Origin of the sequence: Alteromonas gilva (assembly GCF_028595265.1) — a bacterium.
Classification (GTDB): domain Bacteria; phylum Pseudomonadota; class Gammaproteobacteria; order Enterobacterales; family Alteromonadaceae; genus Alteromonas; species Alteromonas gilva.
In genome coordinates this window covers 1222908-1248009 of sequence record NZ_JAQQXP010000001.1, presented here as the reverse complement: position 1 = coordinate 1248009, position 25102 = coordinate 1222908, and the positions used below count along the sequence as shown (strand labels likewise).

Sequence of the window (25102 nt, the reverse complement as noted above, 5' to 3'; positions counted from 1 at the left end):
GACTAAGTACAGTCATCCAATAGTAATTATTGGAGACTGTTATGAAACTGTGGTTATTAATGACATTACTCGCCGTTTCGACAGGCACACGTGCGCTCGAAACCGCATCGCAGTCAGCGGAGATCCGTTACGACTCACGTAATCGCCCTGTCATTGCGACCGAAGTAAATGGTCAGGGGCCTTACTATATGGTGGTGGACACCGGTGCAGAATCGAGCCTGATGATGCCGGCACTGGCGGAACGTCTGAAGCTGGAGAGTTTTGACAGCGGTTTGACCATTACTGGCGCTACCGGGAGCATTGCCGCTCAAGCCTACCCGGTTGATGCTTTTAAAAGTAAGCTATTCGACATCAGCTATGTGGGGCTCCTCGCAATGCCGAATACGGGTTCCACAGAAGCAGCGGGGATCATTGGCATGGACTTGTTTTCAAACGGTGCCTTAATTTTTGATCTTGCAGCGAACAAACTGAAAACAGCCCCATCCGGAGAGGTAGCTGGTCATTATATTACTATTCCGGCAATCGAAGATGATAGCCTGCTTATTCACGTTAATGTGAAAATGAACGGTGTAGAAATCCCGGCACTAATTGATACCGGTGCTGCAGCCAGTATTGCGAATCTTGCCACAATTAAAGCGCTTGGTTGGCAAACGACAGACGCGCACTTAACAGACGATGGCGCGATTCTCGGGGCGACGACAGACACGAACAGGATTAAAAAAGCAACGGTTGATACGATTTCTTTAGGCGGTATTACCATGCGTGAGGTGCCGATCCGCTTTACCATCGATAATGATGGTCAGGCACCGTCACTAATTCTGGGTGTCGATGTATTAAATAGCCTCATCGGATTTGCCATCGACTTTCCAAAGCAGGAACTCCTTATTTATTTACCGCAGTTAACAACACAGGCGCATTTAGCTAGCATTGCCCCGACAGTGTAAAAACATCCGGATAAGCGGCATTGTTATAATGTTGACAGCAAATGCAGTTCCTTACCGGGACTGCTATCCAGCCACTTATGACTCAATCGCTAATTAGCGTCAGATCAACACATACACAAAATGCGTTGCCACTGAGCAAAGCGCTTTGGCAATTCAGGCTTTACCCACCTCAATATTAAGGTAATCTCCTAACAAGGCACGATAACAAACACAGGCGTCAACGCGCAGTTTGTAGACATCGAGGTAACATTGAAACAACACAATATGAACTCGCTCCGTCCTTAGCTGTAGAGCTACTCTTTACTATTTATTTGTCCCACCCATACATAAACAGGATGGGCAAACGAGTTTTACTTACACAGGGTTGGCTGACAACAAGGGACAAATCAGTAAAGTGATAGAGATGTTTGAACTGCAAAAATAAGTAAAGCGCAGTGCATTTTAATACCGATTGCGAAATCAGGCAGTAATAGCACTGCAACCAAAACTACACACCAAGCCCAACAACACTGACCGTCGCTTTTTATTGGCTAGAGCGCCGGCTCAACAAAAAACGACTGTTTCCCTTGCGAATCAAATTCATACAACTTAATGGCCAGCCCGAATTGAGCTGGTCGTTCGGCACATTGTTAATATTTAAAGCGACTCATCTGAGTATTGATATCCTTCGCAATACTTGAAATTAGCTGACTTTGTTCGGCGGCATCCGTTGCAGCCTTACTTAAACTAGTCACTGCAGTACTAATCTCCACCACATTTTTACTGATCTCTTCACTAACAACACTTTGTTCCTCTGCGGCACTGGCAATTTGGGTTGCAGCATCGCTGATGCGGTGAGTTTCACCGATCGCATGATCAAGTTTCTGTTGCGCTTCTTTGGCCTGCTGCTGGGTGTCAACTGTCATTTGCTGGTTTTGTTGCATGGCGCGCACAACGGCTTGAGTTTTACCTGTTAGCTCACCAATCAGAGATTGAATCTCACCTGTCGAAGCCTGAGTTCTTGAGGCCAGACTGCGAACTTCATCAGCGACCACCGCAAAGCCCCGCCCTTGCTCTCCGGCTCTTGCTGCTTCGATAGCCGCATTCAGTGCGAGCAGGTTTGTTTGTTCAGAGATATTGCGGATGACCTCAACGATACTATTTATACTGGTACTCGCGTTCTCGAGCTCACTCATCATGGTGCCCGCATTTTGCATACTTTCAGCTAGTTCGGCGATAACGTTAGCCGTGCCCAAAACAGCCTGATCTCCTAGCTGGACGGAGTCAGCGGCGTATTGGGCCGATTCAGCGGTCAAGGTAGCCTGACCCGCAACCTCTGACGCGGTGCTCGACATTTCTGTTACTGCAGTGGCAACCTGCTCTATCGAGCGTTGTTGTAAAGCGACTTCCTGGTGTGTGCGTTGTGAAATTTCAGCACTGGTTACAGAAGAATTCTGAAGTTGTTTTACCAGTTGCGCTGTGTCACGCACTATGTGGTGTGTTTTATCCAGAAACAAGTCGAGAGCCGCTGCAAGGTGACCAATTTCATCATGCCGTCTTAAACCAATGCGTTTGGTAAGATCCCCTTCTGATTGGGCCAAACTATCTACCAGAACGGTTAGTTGCTGTAATGGCTTCGCCAAACGTCCTGCGACAACAAACAGGATAAAAGCACCAACCAGCGCAACCAACACGCCAATGAGTATCTGCCAAAATACACTCTGGTTATATCGACTGTCGAGTGAGTCATTCAGTTCGAGCAGCTTCGCTAATGCCGTTGATATTGGCACCCGGTACTCCAACAACCAGGGTGTGTCAAAAGCGCTAAGTGGCATGGGTACTGTTACAACAAAATCGTCCCCCTGTTTGTTGAAGCTTCCTGCTTCAGACTTCATCTGAGGTCGCAATAGCTGCCATTCATTGTTGTCCAGAGGCTTGCCAACCATTTGCTGGTTATCAGTACTCCCAACCAAAAAACCACGATAAGAAACAATGCGTAATTCACCTGCGCCTTGGTACAAGTTGCTGTCTAAATCTTCGAGTACCTTTTTTAAGAAAGCCATAGAAACATCGACGCCTGCCACACCCATAAATTGCTTATTCACTATTACCGGATGAACAATTGAACTCATTAATGTAGGTACTCCCTGTACATTCCATACCGCAGGATCAATGACACATGAGGATCTTTTGTCCCGAGGGCACAAATACCACTCATTGACTCGCAATCCTTGAGCGTCTTTTGTTTCGCTGTATAGATCTTTAGTTGTAACAGGCCTTACCTCTAGCTTATTAGCTTGGTTGCGAGTCCAATAGGGACCAAATTGACCCGCTGCAGTAGAATGCTTACCTTCTCCGGCATAGTCTGCATCTTTGCCATCAATGGCATTCGGCTCCCAAACAATGTAGGCGCCTAAAGCCTTGGGGTTATTCTCAATTGCTGTGTAAACCAATTTACTAATGTCTGTTCTACTCAGTTGGTTAATAGCATCAGATTCAACCAACGATTGCATGCTATCCGCTAAGCCCTTTGCAACACCAAGCGACTGCATAATGGCTTGCTCAATTTCATTTGCCTGTACCAGCAACTGATTGCTCAGTGACAGTTTAACTTCACGCTCAAACAAGTCAGTGCTGCTTGTACGGTTAAATTGGAATAGCTGATGTGAGAACATCATGCCGAACAAAATACACGCTGCTACAGCAGCAATTAAACAGCTGCCAGCTACAACTGAAATCTGGCTGCGCATCGCTTTAAATTTTAGAATGCTCATTAACTTTTCCACTATTATTGCACCCAACGGCAAATCTAGTATGGATGAGATTGGGTCTTTATCCAGTTTTCAACTATGCTATTTTTCAAGTTAATTACACTTATCTTTAGTTGGGTATTTCTATGTCTTGCCACCACCGTTTAGCGATATGTTTCATCCTGATTTTTAGCGCTATGCCTGTTAAAGCGACTGATACAGATGAGTTACGTAAGGAGTTGCAACAGCTCAAACAACTGCTACAAAAACTTGAACAAAAAATCGAGCAGCAAGAAAGGCAACTGGCAGAACAAAAACTCAACATTGAAAACGTTCAACAAGACAATGATGAGAAGTCAACCAGGCTAGCAATGCTAGAACAAAACGATGACCGAAGTGACGGAATTAGGCTAGGGGGGGCTATTCGCACCAACTATAGCCACACCTCTTATAACGACGGTAACAAAAATCGGGGCGGTGACTTTGACTTTGATATTTTCAGGTTAAATTTAAGCGGAAATATAGGTGACGTAATATTAAATGCCGAGATCCGTTTCTTTGATTATATGACGGCCGTAAAATTCGCTTATGCTGGCTACCAACTAAGTGAAGACTGGCAGGTGCAGGCCGGTATTACTAAAGTCCCCTTTGGTAATGGTTCTTATAACTCTCACAATTATTTCTTTAGCACTAATTACTATCTGGGATTGGAGGATGACCACGATTTGGGTATCGTGTTTAAACGTCAGATGGCCGACAACTGGCAGCTGGATCTGGGTTTTTTTAAAAATGATGAACTAGGTGGCGTAGATGGTTATGTTAGTAGCCGTGCCGATCGATACTCTTACGACATCGTCGGGTACCGATTGAATGACGATGGTATTTATGACGACCCCACGCAGCCCCTGGGTGAGTACAACACGTTGTCTGGACGTTTTGCTTACCAATTCGCCCACAGCAGTGACTTTATTACTGAAATAGGCGTGTCTGCGCTAGCTGGAGGCTTGCATGATGGAATAGAACGTGCGGGTGACTACAATGCTTGGGCACTGCATTTAAATAGCTTTTTCAATCGTTGGAATTTGCAACTTCAGCACGGGGAATACCACTATAATATTGACAATGTTAACCGCATTGCTGTTGGTGCCTATGCGTTTTACGACAGTATTGCAGCTAGCGCGAAAACGAGTACGTTTAACCTGGCGTACAGTTTACCCCTCGAATGGGGCCCGGTAACAGGACTGCAATTTTATAACAACTATGGCCTCGTGTACGATAAGTCAGATAACAGCCGGGATACCATGATGAACGTAACAGGCTTCTCTGTTGCTGCAGGAGGACTGTATACTTTCTTTGACCTGGTGCATGCCAGAAATCAGCCTTTTATTGGGGGGAGTGGTTCAGGTAACAGTGCCGAAACCGAGCGCCGCTTTAACATTAACCTAGGCTACTATTTTTAAGAGTTAATCTTTAATTGTGTGGTGTTATTTGAGTTTTAGCCACAATAACGCTAAGGCAGCTACGAATAAGTCCTGCAAGTTAATGCTGATTTAAGCCGCCAACAGGCCAGTGTTGATTTGCGTGCTGAGTTAACGTGACAGGTGTGTATACGGACTCCTACCTGTCACTCCCGATAAAAAAAGGTCTGCTAAATACGCAGCAGACGGTTAACGCTGCGCTCAGTGGTGAACAACGCCCCAGACAAAACCAATAAGCATTAAACTGACCTGCACTGAACTGAAATCAGTTAGCGATAATTCATCAATATACTTTGTCGGATTTACTGAGTGAAATTTGGTTTATGGTACCAACCTTGTCTTCAGCGTTTTAGAATTTTACATAGCGTAGGCGGGATAGTGCTCAACGGCTTCCTGTAGCTTGGCGATGACCTTGTCATCGCGCGTTTTATACGGCTGTTCGCTGGCTTTATGCGCTAAGAAAAGCATCAAGCCACCAAAGATTAGATTATAAAGCGGTGAAACCTAACCAAAATTGAGTGCTATTCTTAACGAATTAACCCCTGAATTTCCGCAACCAAACTGTCCATACCATCCCGCGCATCTTTAACGTTAAGCGATACTGATTCAATAGCTTTCTGACTTTCTTCTGTACTGGTGAAAATAGATTGAGTTTGCTCGTTGATGTCGGCAATTAACACCGCATTGGTATTGACGACATCTTCAATCTCCTCCGTTGCACTTGCCGCTCTGGCAGCCAGCGTGCGCACTTCGTCAGCCACTACAGCAAAGCCTCTGCCCGCCTCGCCTGCACGCGCAGCCTCAATGGCGGCGTTCAATGCCAGCAGGTTGGTTTGCTCAGCAATACTACGAATGGTTGAAACAATATTACGAATGTCAGCGGACTGTTGAGACAACTTTTCACTACTTTGTGTGGCACCAGTAACAAGTCTCTGAATAGTTGCCGACAAACTTTCGGCCTCGCTCAACGACTTCACTGCATCGTCGGTATGTACGGCGGTTTTTTCAGACGTTTCACTGGCCAGCGCAATGGCGTTGCGAGCGGCCTCTACCCGACTGGTTATATTGGTAGCGAACTTCAGTACCTTGGTGACCTTGTTATATTCATCGAACACCGGGTTGTAGGTTGCTTCTAACCACACTGTATTGCCCTGACTATCAATGCGCTGAAACCGGCCGGTTTCTAATCCACCCCGTGCCAGTTTTTCCCAAAAGTCAGGGTTATTTTTATAAAACTTGTCGTCACAAAAAATACGGTGATGTTTACCCTTAATGTCATCAAGGCTGACTTTCATGGTATCCAGAAAGTTTTGGTTGGCATTAACAATGGTGCCGTCAGGCTTAAATTCGATGACAGCAGTGGAGCGATCCAGGGCGGTCAGTTTAGCCAGGTTATCCATTAACTCCCGTTGTTTGGCAGTCACATCGTTTGCCAGTTTAAGAATGCGAACAACCTCTCCCTGGGCATTTTTTACCGGGAAATAGGTCGCTTCCAACCACACGCAGTCGCCATGTTTATTGCGACGTAAAAAACAACCTTTTTTAAACTCACCTCGAGCAAGATCTCTCCAGAATTGTTGGTATTCTTCACTGCTTGCATAATTGGCGTTACACAATATTCGGTGGTGTTTGCCCTCTAACTCTTCACTCTGATAGCCGACGACCTTTAACAACAAGTCATTAGCGTCGATGATAGTGCCATCAGGTTTAAAAGAAATCATGCCCACATGCTGTTTAATCGCATCCAGCGCAGCACTGTCCTGATTATTTTCGAGCATGACAACACTGTTATCTTCAACCACTTTTTTTCGAAAAAGCATAAATCACCTATTTAAACGCGACACTGGATCTCACTCACTCTGTGCAAATAATGCCCAGATTTTCGTTGTCTGACTATTCAACAATAGTCGAAATACGTGATGTTGTAGAAATTCTTCAACGGTCGAGCTGGATGCGGATAATTGAAGCGCATGAAAGGCTAGTTCTCATGATACCCGAACCTTAAGACATCATGGGTGATGGGTATGAATCCGTTGGGCGTCAGTTCGCCACCAAAACGGCGCCGCCCTGACCATTTAAAGACAGGGTTAACTGGCCGTCTTCAGGAATCGATGCACGTTTGCACTGGGTTTTATTGTTTGCATCATCAAACAACATTTACACCGTTTTACCCGCCAGCATAAGCAGGTTAACAGCTAGCTCTTTTGTGCTTTCCTCGCCATTTACGGCCACTACATACCAACTGCTGCCCTGACGTCTGGCCATGGTGTAAGCCTACCCTAACTTGCCCGCGGTAAACATTGAGATTTTTAGACCTATATTTACATTCATCAAAGATAGGCTTAAAGAGTACTTGGGGTTAGCTGAGGCTTACTAATATTCAGAGACAAAAAAGGCGAACCATCTGGTTCGCCTTTCATACTTAGTTAGTTTCCAACTTCAATTGCAGTATCCAACTTCAATTGTCGTTATCAAAACACCTACTCTTCCATATAGCTCTCAAGCGGTGGGCAGCTACACATAAGGTTGCGATCGCCATATACGTCGTCGATACGGTTAACGCTTGGCCAGAACTTGTTGCGGGCAACGGTGGGTACCGGGTACGCAGCGGTGTTGCGGTCATAGCTGCGGTTCCAGTCGTTGTCGCAAATGTCGGCCAGAGTGTGTGGCGCGTTGTGCAGCGGGTTGTCGGTGGCATCCCACTCGCCGCTTTCTACCTTGGCGATTTCTTCTCGAATGTGCACCATGGCTTCAATGAAGCGGTCGAGCTCGAACTTAGACTCAGACTCGGTCGGCTCAATCATCAGCGTACCGGCTACCGGGAAGCTCATGGTTGGCGAGTGGAAGCCGTAGTCGTTTAAGCGCTTGGCTATGTCGAGTTCAGTAACGCCTGATGATTCTTTTAACGGGCGCAAATCAATAATGCACTCGTGCGCCACATGACCATTACGGCCTTTGTACAGCACCGGGTAATGGCCTTCCAGCGAGCGCGCTACGTAGTTGGCGTTTAAAATCGCCACTTCGGTAGCTTTGCGCAGGCCCGCACTGCCCATCATTTTGATGTACATGTAGCTGATAGGCAAAATTGAGGCACTGCCCCATGGCGCTGCCGATACGGCACCACAGTTGTCTCCGGCACCATCAATATTCACCACGCTGTGGTTCGACAGGAAAGGTGCCAAATGGGCTTTTACGCCGATTGGGCCCATGCCCGGGCCGCCACCACCGTGGGGGATACAAAAGGTTTTATGCAGGTTTAAGTGCGATACGTCAGAGCCAATGTAGCCCGGCGCGGTAATACCTACCTGAGCATTCATGTTGGCACCGTCCATATACACCTGGCCGCCGTAGTTGTGCACGATATCGCAGATTTCACGCACGGTTTCCTCATACACCCCGTGGGTAGATGGGTAGGTAATCATGGCGCAGGATAAGTTATCGCCTACTTCTTCGGCTTTAGCGCGTAAATCGTTTAAATCCACGTTACCGTTTTTATCACATGCCACTACCACAACTTTTAAGCTTACCATTTGCGCTGAAGCCGGGTTGGTGCCGTGGGCAGAGCTTGGGATCAGGCACACATTACGGTGACCTTCGCCGCGGCTTTCGTGATAACGCTGAATGGCCAGCAGGCCTGCGTATTCTCCCTGGGCACCGGAGTTTGGCTGCATAGAGAGCGCATCGTAGCCGGTAATATTAATCAGCCAATCGCTTAGCTCGCTGATCATTTCCTGATAACCGGCGGCCTGATCTACCGGTGCAAACGGGTGCAACTGACCAAACTCAGGCCAGGTTACCGGGATCATCTCGGCGGTGGCGTTGAGCTTCATGGTGCACGAGCCCAGTGAAATCATTGAGTGATTAAGCGCTAAGTCTTTATCTTCGAGGCTTTTAATATAACGCAGCATCTCCGTTTCGGAGTGATAGCGGTTAAATACTTCGTGAGTCAGGAAATCGCTGGTGCGTTGTAGCGCAGCCGGAATCGACTGGCGGCCCTGAGTGGTCACTTCGGCGTCTAAATCTTCTACGGTTAAGCCGTGATCATCACCCAGCAATACGTTAAACAGTGCCAGTACGTCAGCGCGGGTAGTGGTTTCATCCAGCGCGATACCCACAGCGCCGTCTAAGTCGGCACGCAGGTTTAAGCCAGCATCGGTGGCTCTTTTAAGCACATCGGCTTTGTTGTCCACCAGCACCGTGAGGGTATCAAAATAGCTGTTGTGCTTTAACGCCAGGCCTTTTTGCGTAAGGCCTTGTGCCACAATGTCAGCAAAGCGGTGAATACGGCTGGCAATGGTTTTAATGCCCTCAGGACCGTGATATACGGCGTAAAACGAGGCCATGTTGGCCAGCAATACCTGCGCGGTACAAATATTGGAGTTGGCCTTTTCGCGGCGAATGTGTTGCTCGCGGGTTTGCAGCGCCATTCGCAGGGCTTTGCGGCCACGGGTATCTTTACTCACGCCAATAATACGCCCGGGTAATGAGCGCTTAAACTTATCACGGGTGGCAAAAAACGCCGCGTGCGGGCCGCCGTATCCCATGGGTACACCAAAACGCTGGGCGCTACCTAAGGCTACATCGGCACCGAGTTCGCCGGGCGATTTTAATAACGCCAGGCTCATTAAATCTGAGGCAACTGCCACAATGCCTTTATTGGCCTGTACGGCGGCAATAATGTCGGCTAAGTCTTTTACTTCGCCGGTGGTGCCCGGATATTGCAGCAACGCACCAAACACTTCGTGCTCGGCGGCTTGTTCAGCCGGGCCGGTAATAATGCCAAAGCCAAACATTTCAGCGCGGGTTTCTACCACGTCAAGGGTTTGCGGGTGAACATCGTCGGCCACAAAAAACAGGTTGGCTTTTTTATTTTTCGATACGCGCTTGGCCAGTGCCATGGCTTCGGCCGCGGCGGTACTTTCGTCGAGTAATGAGGCTGAGGCCAGCTCCAAACCGGTTAAATCAATAGTAAGCTGCTGAAAGTTTAAGATGGCTTCCAGGCGGCCCTGGGCAATCTCTGGCTGATAAGGCGTGTACGCCGTGTACCAACCCGGATTTTCCAGCACGTTACGTAAAATCACGTTCGGTACGTGGGTATCGTAATAACCCATGCCAATAAACGAGCGGTTAATGGTATTTTTAGCGGCGGTAGCTTTTAACGCTGCCAGGGCTTCAACTTCGGTTGCGCCTTCACCGGTTTCAATGGGTTTATCCAAACAAATGCTGTTTGGTACGGTTTGGTCCATCAAGTCATCTAATGAGCTGGCGCCCACTTTCTCCAGCATCTGCTGGATTTCTGCTTCGCTGGGGCCAATATGACGGCCAACAAAGGCGTTTTTTTGCTCTAACTGAGCCAGTGAAATTGAAGCGTTTGACATAATTCGTTAAGCATCTGCAATGAAATAATTAAACCAAGAACAAATAAAGGGGCACACCCCGCCCCTTTATTTATCGCTAATATCCTGCGACTTACTCGTCGTCTTCAATGCTGGCGGCGTACGCTTCAGCATCAAGGAGTTCGTCAATTTCGGCTTCGTCGTCGGCTTTCACCTTAAACATCCAGCCGTCACCGAACGGGTCTGAGTTAACCAGCTCTGGTGAGTCTTCCAGCTCTTCGTTAATGGCCAGTACTTCGCCAGTGATAGGCGAATACACATCAGACGCCGCTTTTACTGACTCTGCCACGGCTACGTCGTCGCCGGCGTTAACCTGATCGCCAACATCCGGTAACTCAACAAACACCATGTCGCCCAGTAATTCCTGCGCGTGCTCGGTAATACCAATGGTGTAAACACCGTCGCCTTCAGGGCGAACCCATTCATGCGACGCTGCGTAACGTAATTCTTTTGGGATAGTACTCATGTGTCTTCCTGCTGTTCGTTAATTTGTTATAAAACGCTTTTTCCATTGCGGACAAAACTGGGCTTAACCACGTCTACTTTAACCCACTTTTTACGCATTTCCACCTCTACGGTGCTGCTGTTAGTCGCAGGAATTCGCGCCATGGCAATGGCGTGTCCCAGCGTTGGGGAGAAGGTACCCGAGGTAATAATGCCGGTTTCGCCTTCGTCGGTTTTCACCGTCAGGCCAGCGCGCAGTACGCCTTTTTCTTTCATTACCAGGCCAACCAGTTTTTGCGTGCCCTGCTCTTTTAATGCTTCGAGTGCTTTGCGGCCCACAAAGTTACGCTCGCCAGGCTCCCAGGTAATGGTCCAGCCCATGTTGGCCTCTAATGGCGAAATGGTTTCGTCCATGTCCTGGCCGTACAAATTCATCCCGGCTTCTAAACGCAGGGTATCACGTGCGCCCAACCCGCAGGGCTTAACGCCGGCGTTTAGCAGGCTTTGCCACAGCTCCGGGGCTTTTTCTACCGGCACCATAATTTCGTAACCGGCCTCGCCTGTGTAACCTGTGGTAGCTATAAATAAGTCTTCGGCCTGCACACCAAAAAACGGCTTCATGCCTGCTACGGCTTCGTTTTGCGCGGTGGAGAATACTTCTGCTGCTTTGGCTTTAGCATTCGGGCCTTGTACCGCTATCATGGCAAAGTCGGGACACTCGGTAATGGTTACATCAAATCCGTCGGTTTGTTTAAACAACCAGTTCATGTCTTTTTCACGGGTCGCCGAATTTACCACCATACGGTAGTTGGTGGCGTCAAAGTGATACACAATTAAGTCGTCTACCACGCCGCCGGTGTCATTTAACATGCCGCTGTAAAGGGCTTTGCCTTTGTCTTTAAGCTTGTCTACGTCGTTGGCCAGCAGATGGCGCAAATAGTCTTTTGCCTGGGCACCGGTCACATCCACAATGGTCATGTGCGACACATCAAACATGCCCGCATCCTGACGCACAACCTTATGCTCTTCAATTTGAGAGCCATAATGCAAAGGCATATCCCAGCCGTGAAAATCAACCATTTTAGCACCAGACTCCAGGTGCTTAGCATGTAACGCGGTGCGTTGTGTAGTAGCGCTGCTCATATCGGGCTCAACGTAAATGATAATAATTAAGCAAAAGTATAGGGAGGCATCGGCACTACAACAAATTGGAAATTCTTATCAATACATTTAAATATCTTATATACTTAGAGCTAAATATCAGAATTACTAATCTTTCATGAAGCAGCTATCACTGGATAACCTACGCACCTTTGTGGGCGTTATTGAGCGTGGCGGGTACGCCAAAGCCGGCGAATGGCTGGGCCGCTCCCAGCCTGCTATTAGTTTGCAAATTAAAAAACTCGAAGAACAACTGGGCAAAAAACTGTTTACCAAAGTGGGCCAGCGCCATATGCCCAGCGCCGATGGCAACTGGTTATATCCCAAGGCAAAAGAGTTGCTGGAACTTAACGACAGCATTTTTCGCAGTCTCGACCCTACGCCTTTACGCGGCCGTTTACGTCTGGGCATTCCTAATGAATTTGCCTCCACCTTGCTGCCGGGGTTAATTGGCGAATTTTCCAAGCGCTACCCGGATGTATCGCTGGAGGTCACATCGGCGTTGAGCCGTGAGTTGCTCAGCCCTACCCGGCGAAACGATTTCGATGTCATCCTGGCGCTGGCTAACCCGGCTGAGTCCACCGACGGCGAGATTATTCTGGAAGATGAAATGGTGTGGGTCGGTGACGCCGCTCACCCGCTGTCGCCCCGGGCAATTTCGTTAGTGCTGGCCCCCGATGGCTGCATGTATCGCAGCCGGGTTATCAGCCAGTTAAAACAACAAACCCGGGCCTGGAAAATCAGCTACACCAATGCCGATCTGTCTGGTTTGGTCGCGGCTATTCAGCAGGGACTGGGCATTACCGCACTGGCCAAGTCCAGTATGCCGGCCAGTTTAACGCAGGTCCGCCACCGCTTTTTGCCGCCATTGGGCGCCATTAATGTTTGTTTGTTTATGCAGGCAACCCAGCACCCCGTGGTGTGTAAAACCCTGGCCGACTTTATTACCCAGCGACTTCGTGAAAGATAAACACCAGGGAAGTTTGGTGATTATCCACAGTCGACTATACTCAGGTAACACGCGCACCTAATCACTGTTTCAATAATTGGTTTACAGGACTTGAGCCCAGTGACAAACCTGAGTAAATTGACATGCTCAACTCACCCATAGATGCACCATACAATGCAGCACTTAATTCAGTTTTAGTTGAGCCGCTTGCCGACGAGGAGCGCAATCATCTATCTCCACTATTTGCGGCAATGTGCGATCATTTAAACCTCTCCGGCGGTTTTTTGGTGTGTCATAACCGCGCGTTGTGGCAATTGCTATATGAAACTGTCGACGGTCACGTTGATGCCGCGCTGGTCGAAAGCCTGTTACAGGAATTCAGGGCAACAAGCCAGTGGAGTTGCCAAACCAAACTATTAGATTTTGCCCTCGAAAATGCCAGTGTACTGGCAGTGGTGACAACCCACAGCAATACCTTAAATGTGGATATCAGCCTGTGTGTGTTGCGTGATGGTACCAACGAATTTTGTGAGCACGTATTTACCCAGTTGCAACGTTATCTGGCTACCGTTACCACCCTGCTGGAACATGCGGTAGCGCGTCGTAGTGTGCAATCTCACCTTAATACCCAACACCGATTACGTTTTATTCTGGAAGCTACCCGCGCCGGTATTTGGGAATGGCAGGTCAATACCGGTCAAACCCAGATCGACGAGCGCTGGGCCGAGATTGTCGGTTATACTATTGAGGAACTTGAGCCCATTAGCATCGACACCTGGTACGCGCTGGTTCATCCCGAAGATAAACAACGTTCTAACGAACTGCTGGCCCGGTGTTTTAGCGGCGAACTGACCTATTATGACTGTGAATGCCGGATGCGGCATAAAAATGGTCACTGGGTATGGGTTCGCGATCGCGGCAAGGTATTGAAGTGGGACAGCAACAATCAACCGCTGTATATGTCGGGCACGCATAGCGATATTACCGACAAAAAAAATATCGAGCTGGCACTGGCTGAGCAGGCCAGTTTTCAAAAACTGGTGTTCGACACCCTTCCCGTTTACTTGCTCGTTAAAGACACCGACTATCGTATTGTCGTGGCCAATAAAGCATTTTTGTCACTTTACCCCGAGGCCGAGCGCAACAATATTATCGGCACTACCTCCATTGAAGCCTACGACCAGGAACAAGCCCGGGCGTTCTTAAAGTACGACATTCTGGCCTTTGCCAATGGATATTCCGAAACCGAAGAAGAAATACACTTTCCTAACGGCGAGTTACGCACGCTTTGGACCACCAAAACCCGTTTTAAAAACAACCGCGGGGAAGCCTTTATTCTGGCTGTGGCCACCGATATTACCGACATAAAAAACAGTCGTGAGGCACTGCAACAGGCCAAAAATGAAGCCGAAGCGGCTAACCGCGCAAAGAGTGATTTTTTGGCCACAATGAGCCATGAGATCAGAACCCCAATAAACGGTATTATGGGTATGGTAGAACTGGCCGCCGAGAAAACCTCTGATCCAGAGTTGTTACGTCGCCTCGATTTGGCCAGCACCAGTGCTCGCTCGCTCATGGCAATTGTTAACGACGTGCTGGATTTTTCTAAAATAGAAGCCAATAAGCTCGAGCTCGAACAAGCCACCTTTAACCTCGACGCACTGGTGAGCCGGGTTGTTTATGAACAACAAACGGCACTGGCTAACAAACCGTTGGAACTGGTAGTTAATTTAAGCCGTTTGCCATTTACAGACGTGGTGGGAGACGAAGTGCGCACCGGGCAGATCATTACCAACCTGCTGTCTAACGCGATTAAATTCACTCAGCGAGGCTACGTGTCGTTGAGTTTACGCGGTCTGCCAATGGAGTCAGACGCTTTTATGCTGGAAATTACCGTTGCCGACACCGGCATCGGGCTCACTGATGAACAGCAACAAACCTTATTTACCCCCTTTACGCAAGCCGACTCTTCAACCACCCGTAATTATGGCGGTACCGGATTAGGGCTGTCTATTTGCCAAAACCTGTGCACCATGATGAAAGGCACCATAACGGTTGAAAGTACACCGCAAAAAGGCAGTACCTTTACCGCAACGGTAATGCTGCAAAAGCCACGAACCGTGGAGCCTTTAGCGGGTCAGGGCGGTGTTATTATTATCGCGCCTCACAACCGGCAAACCGAGCAACTCTGTCTGCAACTCTCAGCGTGGAAAATCCGCTATGTTCTGTTACCCAACCCGGCTTCGCTGGCCGAGTTATGCAGTAAAAAAACGCCTCATTTAAACTGGCTCATCATCGACGACGAGTGTTACTCAGCGTTCAGGCAGTGGCTACAAAGTCCACAATACAAAGACGTGGCGGCGCAAGTGCCTGCGAACCTTGTTGTCTTTGCCGGTCAGGCGTTTAACGAGGTGCAAAACAATACGCCGCTGCCACTGCCTTACGCGGTAATACACAAGCCATTGCTACGAGGAGAGCTACGCGCCGCTATGATGTCTGATGAAAGCGCGCAGACTGCATTACAACGAGAGGTTGCACCACAGGAAAACCAGGTAAACGCAGGGCCTATTTTAATCGTAGAAGATAACGAGATTAACCAGGAAATAGCCCGCGATGTGCTTAGAAATGCCGGCTACAACGTACTGAGCGCGGGCAATGGCCAAGAGGCAATACACATGCTTAGCAGCAATCCTGATATAGCACTAATCCTGATGGATTGCAGAATGCCGGTAATGGACGGGTTTGCTGCAACGGCTGCCATCCGCAATGGCGATGCCGGCGAGCAGTGTAAACATAAACCTATCATTGCCTGCACGGCTAACGCGTCAGTTCAAGACAAACAACATTGCCTTAATGCTGGTATGGATGCCTACCTGTCTAAACCGTTACAAAATAAAACGCTACTGGATACGGTTAGCAACTTGCTACGGGGTTAACACACGCTGTTGTTATCACAGTGCTGTTATGCTGCGCTGCTGTGCCGAGTTTAGCGACAACAACGGATTGACGTGCCGAGGCTATTAAACCTCACAAACTGGCATATTTCCGCTCTTACGGACAGCTCCAACTCAGGTAAAAACGCGCTACTTTAACCGTGCAGTGTTTATTCATTAACGGAGATCATTATGCAACCTGATAACCAGACAGTACTCAACGAAGAGCAACTTACAGCAGTCACCGGCGCGGGGGTGTCTTTTATGCATAACCCTGACGTCATTTCTACCAACTGGCCCGAACCCGCCGACTCACCATTTTATGTTCCCTGTAGCGAGCCAGTATTGTTCAGCAACTAACGAGCAGCATTAGCCACTCGCTAGTGGTTATAAGCAGCAAAGTATTTGGCCGTTGGGCAAGGTAGTGGCGGGCTTTAATGCAAAGCCCGCGCTATTACAGCAGTGGGAGGGTTAACTTACTCTTAGTGGTTCGAGTTTGCCCAACGGGCTGTCTAACGAATCTGGCGGCGAGGTAAACCATGCAGGGCCTTTACTGGTCATGTATAAACAGTCTTCCAGTCGAACGCCAAATTCACCGGGTAAATAAATACCGGGCTCGTTAGAAAAACACATCCCGGCTTGCAGTGGTGTGGTTTCTCCCCTGACAAAATTGACGCTTTCGTGACCTTCCATACCAATGCCATGACCGGTTCGGTGTGACAGGCCGGGCAACATGTAATCCGGGCCGTAGCCCAGCGCCGAGTAATACTTGCGTACGGCATCATCAACGCTGCCAGCAGGCGCGCCAATAGTGGCCGCTTCAAAGGCAATTTGCTGTCCTTTGCGTACCGTATTCCAAACTTTATTCTGTAATACACTGGGCTTGCCAAACACAAAAGTACGGCTGATATCTGACTGATAACCATGTACCGCGCAACCACAGTCCATGAGTACCACCGAACCGTCTTCGATAATTTGCGTTTGACGCGTACCATGTGGATAAGCGCTGGCCTCATTAAACAGCGCCATGCTCCAGGGTTGGCTGCCGCCTAAAGCCGTCATGGCCTTACTCATCATCGTTTTAACGTCGCCCTGGGTCATGCCTTTGCGCAGTCGCGCATAAACAAACTCATAGGCCTTCAGCGTTATCTCGTTGGCCTTGTGCATTATCGTCAGCTCGTGGGCCGACTTCATCATTCTGCAACCACGGGTAACCGGCTCGGCACTGGCGGCCGTAAACCCTGGTTTAACGTTTAAAATACCGTTTGATACAAAAAAGCGCACGCTGTTTTCAAAGCCGATACGGCCTTTGTTAATACCGCGGTCGCTGAGGATGTCTGTCACCAGCGCAAACGGGCTTTCATGCTCCTGCCAGACACGTACATCCTCACCCACATCAAGCGACTCGCGAATGCTCGGCTCTTCAAAAAACGGGCACACCACCGCAATGTCGCCCTGCTTTGGAATCACCACGCCGGTTAAGCGCTCGCTGCGCCACCACTGAATACCGGTAAAGTAGATCATTGCGGCGCCCGGCTCTAACACCACCGCGTCAATATCAAACCTGGCCATTAATTCCTGAGCTTTGGCAATGCGAGCCTGGCGCTCTGCCGTGCTGATCGGGGCGACATCGCCTACCAGTGACGACAAAGAATCCAGCCCTGCTATATCGGTTGCGGCATGTGTTTTACCCGCAACCAGCATGCTGGCACCGGCCAAACCGGTTAATTTTAAGAAACTGCGTTTATTCATATTTGTGCCTAAATCAGTAGTGCTCAAAATTGATGGGAGAAAACAGCATGCGACGGTACTTCTATCAGCTGTGTCTGCCTTCCGTTAAAATACCAAACCCCGGAGGCATCAAAAAAGGCATCCTCTTCGAGCATAATACGAATTTCCTTATTCCACTCATCTATCATAACGGCGTTATTAAGCTCTATGCTGTAGGCGGTATTCAGGTGCAATGGGTAATCACCGTCACCGGGCACACCGCCTTGCTTATCCCACATCCCCAGGGTTGTGCCGGCGGCATGACCATGCAGTCCCAGCGGGTGCGTATAAATGGTGGGTTTAAGTCCCGCCTCTTTGGCTCTTTTCAGGCTGCTGGCCAGTACTTCATTACCGGTTCGGCCAGCGGCAAATTCAGCGGTAAATATATCCTGTAACTGATTCGCTTTGGCCAGCGCATCGCGTAAGAACTGTGGTGCCTTGTTTTCACCCGGCCGCAAAATATAGGCGTGCTGCTGGGTATCGGTATTCATGCCTAAATAGGTAATACCAAAATCCACGTGCAGCAAATCGCCGGGCATCACCACCAGTGGCGCGTCCGGATCGGCATCAAAAGTAGACTCGTGATCAAATCCGGCATCATCACTGCGCTGAATCGACACCGATGGATGAAACCAGGTATCGAGCTTTAACGCTGCAACGCGCTCGCGAAACCACCATACTAAATCTTCGGTGGTGGTTTCACCCACGGTAATCGTATCGGCCGAAAACCCTTCGGCAATGATCTGATGCGCTACCGCAACCATCTTTTTCAGTTGAGCCACATCCTGTGGCGTGCGGGTTTCCAGCCAGCCTACTGCCAGCGGCTCAGCTGACACCACCCGTTGCTTGTACTTCGGCTTTAATTCGCTTAACAACCTGTCGTGATCCGTTGTAGTAATACCGTCGGCGTGAGCCCAGATTGTTGATTGATTAATACCTATCGTTTTGGGATCGAAGCGATCAATAATGGCATTGAGTGCCTGCCACTGATCGGGTTGTTGCTGTTTGTCCCAGGCGCGCTCAAACATGCTGCCCACATTGTAGGGTGCCACCGCCAGAGTATGCACTTTACCCTGTTTATCTTTCGCCACTACCAACATGGTGGTGCGCCGGGCTGTCTCTAACCAGGTGGCAGGTAAAAACGTCCGCAGCACCGGATCTTCATTGTATTCGCGGCTGATCATCAACCACATATCGATACCGGTTTGGTTCATTAGTCCGGGTAACACTTGTTGTACGCGCTGCTCTATGAGTGAATCTTTCAGCGCTGCACGATCGCGCAGGGGTAATATGGACTCGGCGGGCTCTGCTTGCGTGGTTGCGGGGCTGCCTATGGCAAGAAACCCGCTTATTAGTATTATTAAAAACCGCATTCTAAAGAAACTCCTTTCAATCTGTCATGCAGCACCTAATGTATGCGCAGACCGGCAAAGTTGCAATAAAGGCGGCGCTATACTCTCATTCACTAATGCCAGGTGAGCGGGCAAAACGCAGACAGGGCGCCGGTTTTACCAGCCCATGGCCTGGGTAATAAAACGTTGCTTTACACCGGGAATCGCATCGGCAGTGCACATTCCCACGCCCCGGATCAACTTTTTAAGGCGGTTATTGCCAGCAAATAGTTGCTTAAACCCTTCCATGGCGGCAATCATTTTCATCGCTTCTGCTTTACGGGCCCGTTCAAAGGGCCGTAAGTGACGGGCTTCATAAAACGCCGTCTGCGCAGCACAGAGGTCAGACAAACATTCAGCCAGTGCAAAGGCATCTTGCAGGCCCAGGTTAGCGCCCTGTCCGGCCAGCGGATGAATAGTGTGGGCAGCGTCACCAATAATCACCAGTCCGTCACTTAACCACTGCCGGGCGTAACGCATGGTCAACGGAAAATGCATGCGCGCACTTTGCACGGTAATACCGCCCACATCGCCATCAATGGCCACGCGTAAGGCGTTGGCAAAATCGTTGTTCGACAGCCCTAACAAAGCATCGGCGCGCTCACGGTTTTGCGACCACACAATAGAACATAAATGCGGATCGCTCAGCGGCAATAAAGCCAGCGGCCCGTCGGGCGTAAATACCTGGCGCGCAATGTGCGCATGGGGCTGTTCGGTATGGATGGTCGCCACAATGGCAGTATGCTCATAGTCTTTAAAGGTAAGGGGAAACTTGCCGTACTTACGAATGGCCGAATTTGCGCCATCAGCGCCCACTAACAGGCGACATGACACCACATCGTCATTATCCAGCATGAGCATGGTTTCAGCCTGGCCCGACAACACCTTGCTAATTTGCGTGGCCGCCAACACCTGTACATTTTGCTGCGCACTCACCTGGCTGTATAGGGCATTCACCAATGACTGGTTTTCAATAATATGCCCCAGTTCTGAGGTGCCCATTTCCTCGCTGCTAAACTCTATACGGCCAAAACTATCCTGATCCCAGACCTGCATCTGGCGATAGCAACTCAGCCGTTCGCTGTCCAGTTCGCTCCACACCCCGAGATCCTGCAGTACCGCCTGGTTCGCTGCATTAATCGCCGAAACACGCAATTCGGGCTGCTCAGAAAGCGGCTTGGTAATGGGTGAGCTATCGAGTACCACCACCGACAAGGGTGTATCCTTTAATGCTCGCGCGAGAGCCAGCCCTACTATTCCTGCGCCCACAATGGCGACATCAGCCTGATACATACTCGAATCCTGTTTATTTGGAAATTAATGGCGCGGCAGCATTGCCGTAACCCATAGTTTGCTGCACAAAACGCTGTGACAGAGGTTTGCAAAATTCCATCGCCAGCAAGCCCAGGTTACGTCCTGCAACCAATGGCGTTAAGCGATTAGAAAACACCGTCACCAGCGCATCGGTAAGGCCGATAGTCAGGTTTTTATCGCGTTGGCGCGCTGCCTGATAGGCATTAAGCGCACTGAATGCGCCCGCGTCTTCGGCCGTGCCAAGCACCTCAACCAGGTCCAGCACATCACGCAGCCCCAGATTAAAACCTTGTCCGGCAATAGGATGCAGCGTTTGCGCGCTGTTGCCGACCACCACGGCCCGGTGCGTGGTAAACGCCTGCGTTTGTTGCAAAGTGAGCGGGTAACAATACCGGTTACTGACCTGTCTGATGACACCGTGGCGATAGCCTATGTGTTGTTGCAGGCGCGTTATAAACTCAGCTTGCGACCAGGTAAGTGCCGCTTGCGCTTCGTCGTGCGAAAGTGTCCACACCAACGAATAACAACACCCGCCATGTTCCGGCGTGGTGTCATCGGCAAACGGCAAGAGTGCCAGCGGGCCATTTGCGGTAAAGCGTTCGTGCGCCCAGCCTTGATGGAGCTCGCTCATGCGCAGATTAGCAATCACTGCCGACTGCCCGTAGTCTTTGTGGCTGCGGGTAAAACCCAGCTGGCCGGTTAATGCTGAGCGCCCGCCATCGGCTACCACCACTAATTTTGCCGACAGCTCACCGCCATCGCTAAGTTTCAGGTGTACCTGTTGCGGCTGCTGCTCAGCCTGCTCTACGGTGATGCCTTCAAGCAAAGTTAAACCTGGCAGCTGCGCCGGAAACAACTGTTGACCCAGTGCCTGAATGCTCACTACCTGACCAAAGCTATCGAGCTGATAATCACTTGCATGTAAGCGGGTTTGCCCTGCAAACCCCTGATCAGATACCAGAATATGCTCGATAGGCGTTGCATGGGCTTTGCTTAAGTTTATACCCAGCGCGCGTAAAGCCTGCTCGCTGCGTTTGGCCAGGGCAATTACCCGGGCGTCAAAACCAGGGTGCGTCGTGGACTCATGACTAAATCGATTGGCGTCGATAAGTGTCACGCTGTGTCGTCCCTCGTTGACCAGACTTCGGGCCAGTGTTGCACCCACGGCACCACCGCCTACAATCACAATATCCGAGTGTTTCACCTTCGCTAGTTGCTCCGTCAGCCTGTTATTTCTGTATTTTTTGATTAGCGCTATACTGTGCGCTGTGCCATTAATGCTTCGATGTCAGCAATGGTTTTGGGCACACCACCGGTGAGCATGTCATAGCCGTCGTTGGTAATCACAATATTATCTTCAATACGGATACCAATGCCACGATATTGCGGCGCAATATCCGTATCGTTTGGAATATAAATACCTGGTTCAACGGTAATCACCATGCCGGTTTGCAGCGGCAGAGGTTCGCCGTTGTGCACGTAATCCCCCACATCGTGTACATCTAACCCCAGATAATGACCCAGGCCGTGCATAAAAAAGCGTCGCCAATGTTGTGCCGCCAGGGCTTCTTCCACGCTGTCGCTAATCAGCCCCAGTTTACACAAACCCTCGGTTATCACACCAATCACGACCTGAGTCACATCGGGCAGGGTAACGCCGGCTTTAATCTCATTGAGCGCCGCCAGTTGTGCATCGAGCACCAGTTGGTAAAGCTCGGCCTGCGGCGCGCTGAAGGTACCATTAACCGGAAACGTGCGGGTAATATCGGCAGCATAGCCATTATATTCTGCGCCCGCATCGATCAGGATCAATGTGCCGTCCATAATCTCATCACTATTTTCGGTATAGTGCAAAATACAGGCGTTTTCGCCGCCCCCCACAATGGTGCCGTAGGCGGGCTGGCGCGCACCTGCCATGGCAAATTCATGGTGTAGCTCGGCTTCAAGCTGATATTCAAAACACCCCGGTTGGGCAAACTGCATTGCCCGGCAATGGGCTCGTGCTGAAATCTCGGCGGCTGTGCGCATCACTTCAATTTCATCACGGGATTTAAGCATACGCATGGTATGTAACAGGGGACGACTGTCGATAAGTTGTTGGGGCGCACGATTTTGTTTAGGTGCGTCACGCAACGTCGCTAACGCGGTAAACACCACTTCATCAGCAAAGTCACACTCGCCCTGCGCAAAATAAAGTGCCTCGTGGCCATCCAGCCATTCGGGTAACAGCTCGCTCAGCGCATCGGTGGGGTAAGCTTCGTCGAGTTTAAAGGTTTCTGCCGCCTGCTCCGGTCCAAGGCGACGCCCCTGCCATATCTCCGTGTGCGGATCTTTGGCTAAACACACCATGACCCGGTAATCACCACCGTAGCGTTCGTGGTTCGACAATAACAACCACGCCTCTGGCTCATTAAAGCCGGTTAAATACCAAAAGTCACTGTGTTGGCGAAATACATATTCTGTGTCGCGGCTGCGCGTCACAAGCTGCGCCGCGGGTACTAACATTATGCTGTTTGGCGGCATACGACGAAGTAGACGGGTTTGCCGCTGGCGATACTGTTTGGCGTTGAGCATAGTGATTCCACAAACTGATTGGCTGGCGCCTGTTTACCGGATAAGCGTTGATAACCTGGAGGGTGGCCCCTTCAATTCACTAGTGAACCGACGGTGAGTCCTGCTGATCTTCCAGCAAAGACTGGCCAAGTTCATTAAAGCACAGTAAGGCCGAAATGCGCACGTACTCCATCACTTCGAGCAGTGCCTGTTCAGACTCTTCATCGTCGGTCATGGGTTCTTCCATGCGGGCGATATCGGAGAAATCCTCCAGCGCTTCGCGAACTTCATCGGAGCAATTACTGAGTTTTTGCTGGTATAAACCAAAACCGGCCATAAATCCCTGCACCCAGTTGATGAGGCCCAGGCCACGGTCATTGATGGGCTGCGAATCGTCCGGCAGGATAAGTTGCAAACCATACTGGCCATCGACCAGCTGTTGACAGGTTTGGTTAAACAGCGTTTGTAGTTGTTTGACCACAGGCTCAGCAAGCGGCTCGCCCTGGTTCATGGTGTCCTGCAACACAACCATCCAATGCTGCTCGCTAAGAGCCATTCCGCCACACAACATACCGCACATCATGCCATGAATTTCAGCGCCATCGACAACCATTTCATTGTCGGTGAGGCATTGAGTTAAAGTGTCGAAATCGGTGGTCATATTCACGTGGGGTTTCCGTAGATGTTTTGCCCAATGCTATCAAATGCACCTGCCCAATGCCAAAGTTATAGGGGGGTGTACAAAAACAAGCCGACTTTGGTACGCAAAGTGACCACTTGAATATCATATACCAATTGTTAGGTAGCGGTTAGCGTTTGATTCTACTATGATCAGGGTTCGCAAGTAATTCTGTTACTTGCATAGCGGCGCAGAGGGGGTAAACTGAATCCTTTGCAAATCGCACATAACAATGTCTCCTGGAGTGTTCGCCAGTCTATTCATGTCCCTGGCCGATGCTTTTTACCTAGGAGGTTGACGTGTCACTATTGTGCAAGCTCGGCATGTATCGAGAAGCCTACGGTGACAAAGATACTTCCGCCCTGAACTTTTCGGTTCTAGGGCGAACAATAGACAACGGCACTTCGGGAGGCGCCATTTTCCACGGAATCATCAATGGCAATAATAAACTTCGGTTCGGTAAACATTGACCACGTCTATCAGGTAGATCACTTTGTTAACCCGGGCGAAACCATCGCCTCACAGGATTATCAGCAACTACTTGGTGGTAAAGGGGCCAATCAGTCAATTGCCCTGGCAGCCGCTGGCGCCGACGTCAAACACGTTGGCAAAATCAACCAGTCCGACAGCGCCTTTAAACAAACACTCATTAAACACGGTATCGACTGTCAGTTTTTACAGTGTGTAGAAAGCCCCTCTGGCCACGCTATTATTCAGGTTATCCCCTCCGGCGAAAATGCCATTGTGTTATTTGGTGGTGCTAATCAGGAAATTGGCAGTAAAGATATTCTCCATGCGCTGGATAAAACCCGGCCGAGCGACTGGGTACTTACCCAAAACGAAACCAGTGGCTTAGCAGAGATGTTGCAACTGGCCAAAGAAAAAAAACTCCGTGTGGCATTTAATCCGGCGCCCATGAGCGAGTCGGTTAAATCACTGCCCCATGAATGTATCGATTTATTGGTGGTTAACGAGGTTGAAGCCGCTGAGCTAAGCGGCGAACACGAACTCGATGCTATTATTGCCCACTTTAAAACCAAGTGGTCACATGCCGAAGTCATTATTACGCTGGGCAAAGCCGGTGTCATCATGCTTAAGAACAATGAAACCATTCAGGTTGACGCCTTTATTGTGGACGCAGTTGACACCACTGCCGCCGGCGATACCTTTATAGGCTATTTTTTAGCTGCATACAGCCAGCATGCCGATGCACGTCAGGCGTTAAAGCGCGGCTGTGCGGCATCAGCAATATCGGTCACCCGCATGGGCGCTGCGCAGTCTATTCCGGCTGTGAAAGACGTTGACCGGTTTTTGGCAAAATATACTAAATAGCTGAACCCGACACTGACGACAGCTAAAGA

At 49.6% G+C, this 25102-nt stretch carries 18 protein-coding genes and 1 other RNA gene; 7 read left to right on the top strand and 12 right to left on the bottom strand.

Going from position 1 to position 25102, the window contains the following annotated elements:
* Positions 1-41: 41 nt before the first annotated feature.
* Complete coding sequence (locus tag OIK42_RS05540) at positions 42-944, top strand: aspartyl protease family protein (protein WP_273638980.1); 903 nt, start codon at positions 42-44, stop codon at positions 942-944.
* Positions 945-1573: 629 nt separating this feature from the next.
* Here OIK42_RS05540 and OIK42_RS05535 read toward each other — a convergent pair.
* Complete coding sequence (locus OIK42_RS05535) at positions 1574-3697, bottom strand: methyl-accepting chemotaxis protein (RefSeq protein WP_273638979.1); 2124 nt, start codon at positions 3695-3697, stop codon at positions 1574-1576.
* 122 nt (positions 3698-3819) lie between these two features.
* Between OIK42_RS05535 and OIK42_RS05530 the strand changes: the two genes are divergently transcribed.
* On the top strand, positions 3820-5133 hold the full coding sequence (locus OIK42_RS05530; protein ID WP_273638978.1) for a porin family protein: 1314 nt from the start codon (positions 3820-3822) through the stop codon (positions 5131-5133).
* A gap of 545 nt (positions 5134-5678) precedes the next feature.
* Here OIK42_RS05530 and OIK42_RS20465 read toward each other — a convergent pair.
* From OIK42_RS20465 to gcvT, 5 genes are all read right to left on the bottom strand, one after another.
* A complete protein-coding gene (locus OIK42_RS20465; RefSeq protein ID WP_273638977.1) occupies positions 5679-6971 on the bottom strand; it encodes a PAS domain-containing methyl-accepting chemotaxis protein in 1293 nt (430 codons plus the stop codon).
* Between the two features lie 337 nt (positions 6972-7308).
* Positions 7309-7416: a glycoside hydrolase family 97 C-terminal domain-containing protein gene (locus OIK42_RS05520; RefSeq protein ID WP_273638976.1), complete on the bottom strand. Its 108-nt coding sequence runs from the start codon at positions 7414-7416 to the stop codon at positions 7309-7311.
* Positions 7417-7631: 215 nt separating this feature from the next.
* Positions 7632-10529, bottom strand: coding sequence for an aminomethyl-transferring glycine dehydrogenase (gene gcvP, locus OIK42_RS05515; protein WP_273638975.1), 2898 nt, complete (start codon positions 10527-10529; stop codon positions 7632-7634).
* Between the two features lie 91 nt (positions 10530-10620).
* Complete coding sequence (gcvH, locus tag OIK42_RS05510) at positions 10621-11013, bottom strand: glycine cleavage system protein GcvH (protein ID WP_273638974.1); 393 nt, start codon at positions 11011-11013, stop codon at positions 10621-10623.
* A gap of 26 nt (positions 11014-11039) precedes the next feature.
* Positions 11040-12134, bottom strand: coding sequence for a glycine cleavage system aminomethyltransferase GcvT (gcvT, locus tag OIK42_RS05505; RefSeq protein WP_273638973.1), 1095 nt, complete (start codon positions 12132-12134; stop codon positions 11040-11042).
* 136 nt (positions 12135-12270) lie between these two features.
* Here gcvT and OIK42_RS05500 point away from each other — a divergent pair, with 136 nt between their 5' ends.
* The 3 genes from OIK42_RS05500 (at position 12271) to OIK42_RS05490 (ending at position 16394) form a co-directional block, all read left to right on the top strand.
* Positions 12271-13122 (top strand): LysR family transcriptional regulator, encoded by an 852-nt coding sequence (locus OIK42_RS05500; protein ID WP_273638972.1) that lies wholly within the window; start codon positions 12271-12273, stop codon positions 13120-13122.
* Positions 13123-13244: 122 nt separating this feature from the next.
* Positions 13245-16037, top strand: a complete 2793-nt coding sequence (locus OIK42_RS05495; RefSeq protein ID WP_273638971.1) for an ATP-binding protein — start codon at positions 13245-13247, stop codon at positions 16035-16037.
* Between the two features lie 189 nt (positions 16038-16226).
* Complete coding sequence (locus OIK42_RS05490; RefSeq protein ID WP_273638970.1) at positions 16227-16394, top strand: hypothetical protein; 168 nt, start codon at positions 16227-16229, stop codon at positions 16392-16394.
* Positions 16395-16505: 111 nt separating this feature from the next.
* Here OIK42_RS05490 and OIK42_RS05485 read toward each other — a convergent pair whose 3' ends face one another.
* From OIK42_RS05485 to OIK42_RS05460, 6 genes are all read right to left on the bottom strand, one after another.
* Positions 16506-17786, bottom strand: coding sequence for a M24 family metallopeptidase (locus tag OIK42_RS05485; RefSeq protein ID WP_273638969.1), 1281 nt, complete (start codon positions 17784-17786; stop codon positions 16506-16508).
* A 23-nt stretch (positions 17787-17809) separates the two neighbouring features.
* The gene (locus tag OIK42_RS05480; protein ID WP_273638968.1) at positions 17810-19177 is read right to left on the bottom strand and encodes a M24 family metallopeptidase; all 1368 of its coding nucleotides are present in this window, start codon (positions 19175-19177) and stop codon (positions 17810-17812) included.
* Positions 19178-19312: 135 nt separating this feature from the next.
* Positions 19313-20488 carry an FAD-dependent monooxygenase gene (locus tag OIK42_RS05475; protein ID WP_273638967.1) on the bottom strand — a complete coding sequence of 392 codons (1176 nt, stop codon included), beginning with the start codon at positions 20486-20488 and terminating at the stop codon, positions 19313-19315.
* A gap of 13 nt (positions 20489-20501) precedes the next feature.
* Positions 20502-21713 (bottom strand): 2-octaprenyl-6-methoxyphenyl hydroxylase, encoded by a 1212-nt coding sequence (ubiH, locus tag OIK42_RS05470; protein ID WP_273638966.1) that lies wholly within the window; start codon positions 21711-21713, stop codon positions 20502-20504.
* Between the two features lie 50 nt (positions 21714-21763).
* A complete protein-coding gene (pepP, locus tag OIK42_RS05465) occupies positions 21764-23083 on the bottom strand; it encodes a Xaa-Pro aminopeptidase (protein ID WP_273638965.1) in 1320 nt (439 codons plus the stop codon).
* A gap of 79 nt (positions 23084-23162) precedes the next feature.
* Positions 23163-23723 (bottom strand): UPF0149 family protein, encoded by a 561-nt coding sequence (locus OIK42_RS05460; RefSeq protein ID WP_273641410.1) that lies wholly within the window; start codon positions 23721-23723, stop codon positions 23163-23165.
* A gap of 251 nt (positions 23724-23974) precedes the next feature.
* Here OIK42_RS05460 and ssrS point away from each other — a divergent pair.
* Together ssrS and OIK42_RS05450 are read left to right on the top strand one after the other, a co-directional pair.
* Positions 23975-24156, top strand: a non-coding RNA gene (gene ssrS / locus OIK42_RS05455) — 6S RNA.
* Positions 24157-24176: 20 nt separating this feature from the next.
* Entirely contained in the window at positions 24177-25073 is an 897-nt protein-coding gene (locus tag OIK42_RS05450; RefSeq protein ID WP_273638964.1) for a ribokinase, read from the top strand.
* The last annotated feature ends 29 nt before the right edge of the window (positions 25074-25102 follow it).

Excerpts from the sequence above, each read along its gene's own strand:
- OIK42_RS20465 (WP_273638977.1), bottom strand. The coding sequence starts at position 6,971 with ATGCTTTTTCGAAAAAAAGTGGTTGAAGATAACAGTGTTGTCATGCTC.
- OIK42_RS05540 (WP_273638980.1), top strand. The coding sequence starts at position 42 with ATGAAACTGTGGTTATTAATGACATTACTCGCCGTTTCGACAGGCACA.
- OIK42_RS05535 (WP_273638979.1), bottom strand. The coding sequence starts at position 3,697 with ATGAGCATTCTAAAATTTAAAGCGATGCGCAGCCAGATTTCAGTTGTA.
- OIK42_RS05495 (WP_273638971.1), top strand. The coding sequence starts at position 13,245 with ATGCTCAACTCACCCATAGATGCACCATACAATGCAGCACTTAATTCA.
- OIK42_RS05530 (WP_273638978.1), top strand. The coding sequence starts at position 3,820 with ATGTCTTGCCACCACCGTTTAGCGATATGTTTCATCCTGATTTTTAGC.
- OIK42_RS05500 (WP_273638972.1), top strand. The coding sequence starts at position 12,271 with ATGAAGCAGCTATCACTGGATAACCTACGCACCTTTGTGGGCGTTATT.
- gcvT (WP_273638973.1), bottom strand. The coding sequence starts at position 12,134 with ATGAGCAGCGCTACTACACAACGCACCGCGTTACATGCTAAGCACCTG.
- OIK42_RS05480 (WP_273638968.1), bottom strand. The coding sequence starts at position 19,177 with ATGCGGTTTTTAATAATACTAATAAGCGGGTTTCTTGCCATAGGCAGC.
- OIK42_RS05450 (WP_273638964.1), top strand. The coding sequence starts at position 24,177 with ATGGCAATAATAAACTTCGGTTCGGTAAACATTGACCACGTCTATCAG.
- OIK42_RS05520 (WP_273638976.1), bottom strand. The coding sequence starts at position 7,416 with ATGGCCAGACGTCAGGGCAGCAGTTGGTATGTAGTGGCCGTAAATGGC.
- pepP (WP_273638965.1), bottom strand. The coding sequence starts at position 23,083 with ATGCTCAACGCCAAACAGTATCGCCAGCGGCAAACCCGTCTACTTCGT.
- OIK42_RS05460 (WP_273641410.1), bottom strand. The coding sequence starts at position 23,723 with ATGACCACCGATTTCGACACTTTAACTCAATGCCTCACCGACAATGAA.
- OIK42_RS05475 (WP_273638967.1), bottom strand. The coding sequence starts at position 20,488 with ATGTATCAGGCTGATGTCGCCATTGTGGGCGCAGGAATAGTAGGGCTG.
- gcvP (WP_273638975.1), bottom strand. The coding sequence starts at position 10,529 with ATGTCAAACGCTTCAATTTCACTGGCTCAGTTAGAGCAAAAAAACGCC.
- gcvH (WP_273638974.1), bottom strand. The coding sequence starts at position 11,013 with ATGAGTACTATCCCAAAAGAATTACGTTACGCAGCGTCGCATGAATGG.
- OIK42_RS05485 (WP_273638969.1), bottom strand. The coding sequence starts at position 17,786 with ATGAATAAACGCAGTTTCTTAAAATTAACCGGTTTGGCCGGTGCCAGC.
- OIK42_RS05490 (WP_273638970.1), top strand. The coding sequence starts at position 16,227 with ATGCAACCTGATAACCAGACAGTACTCAACGAAGAGCAACTTACAGCA.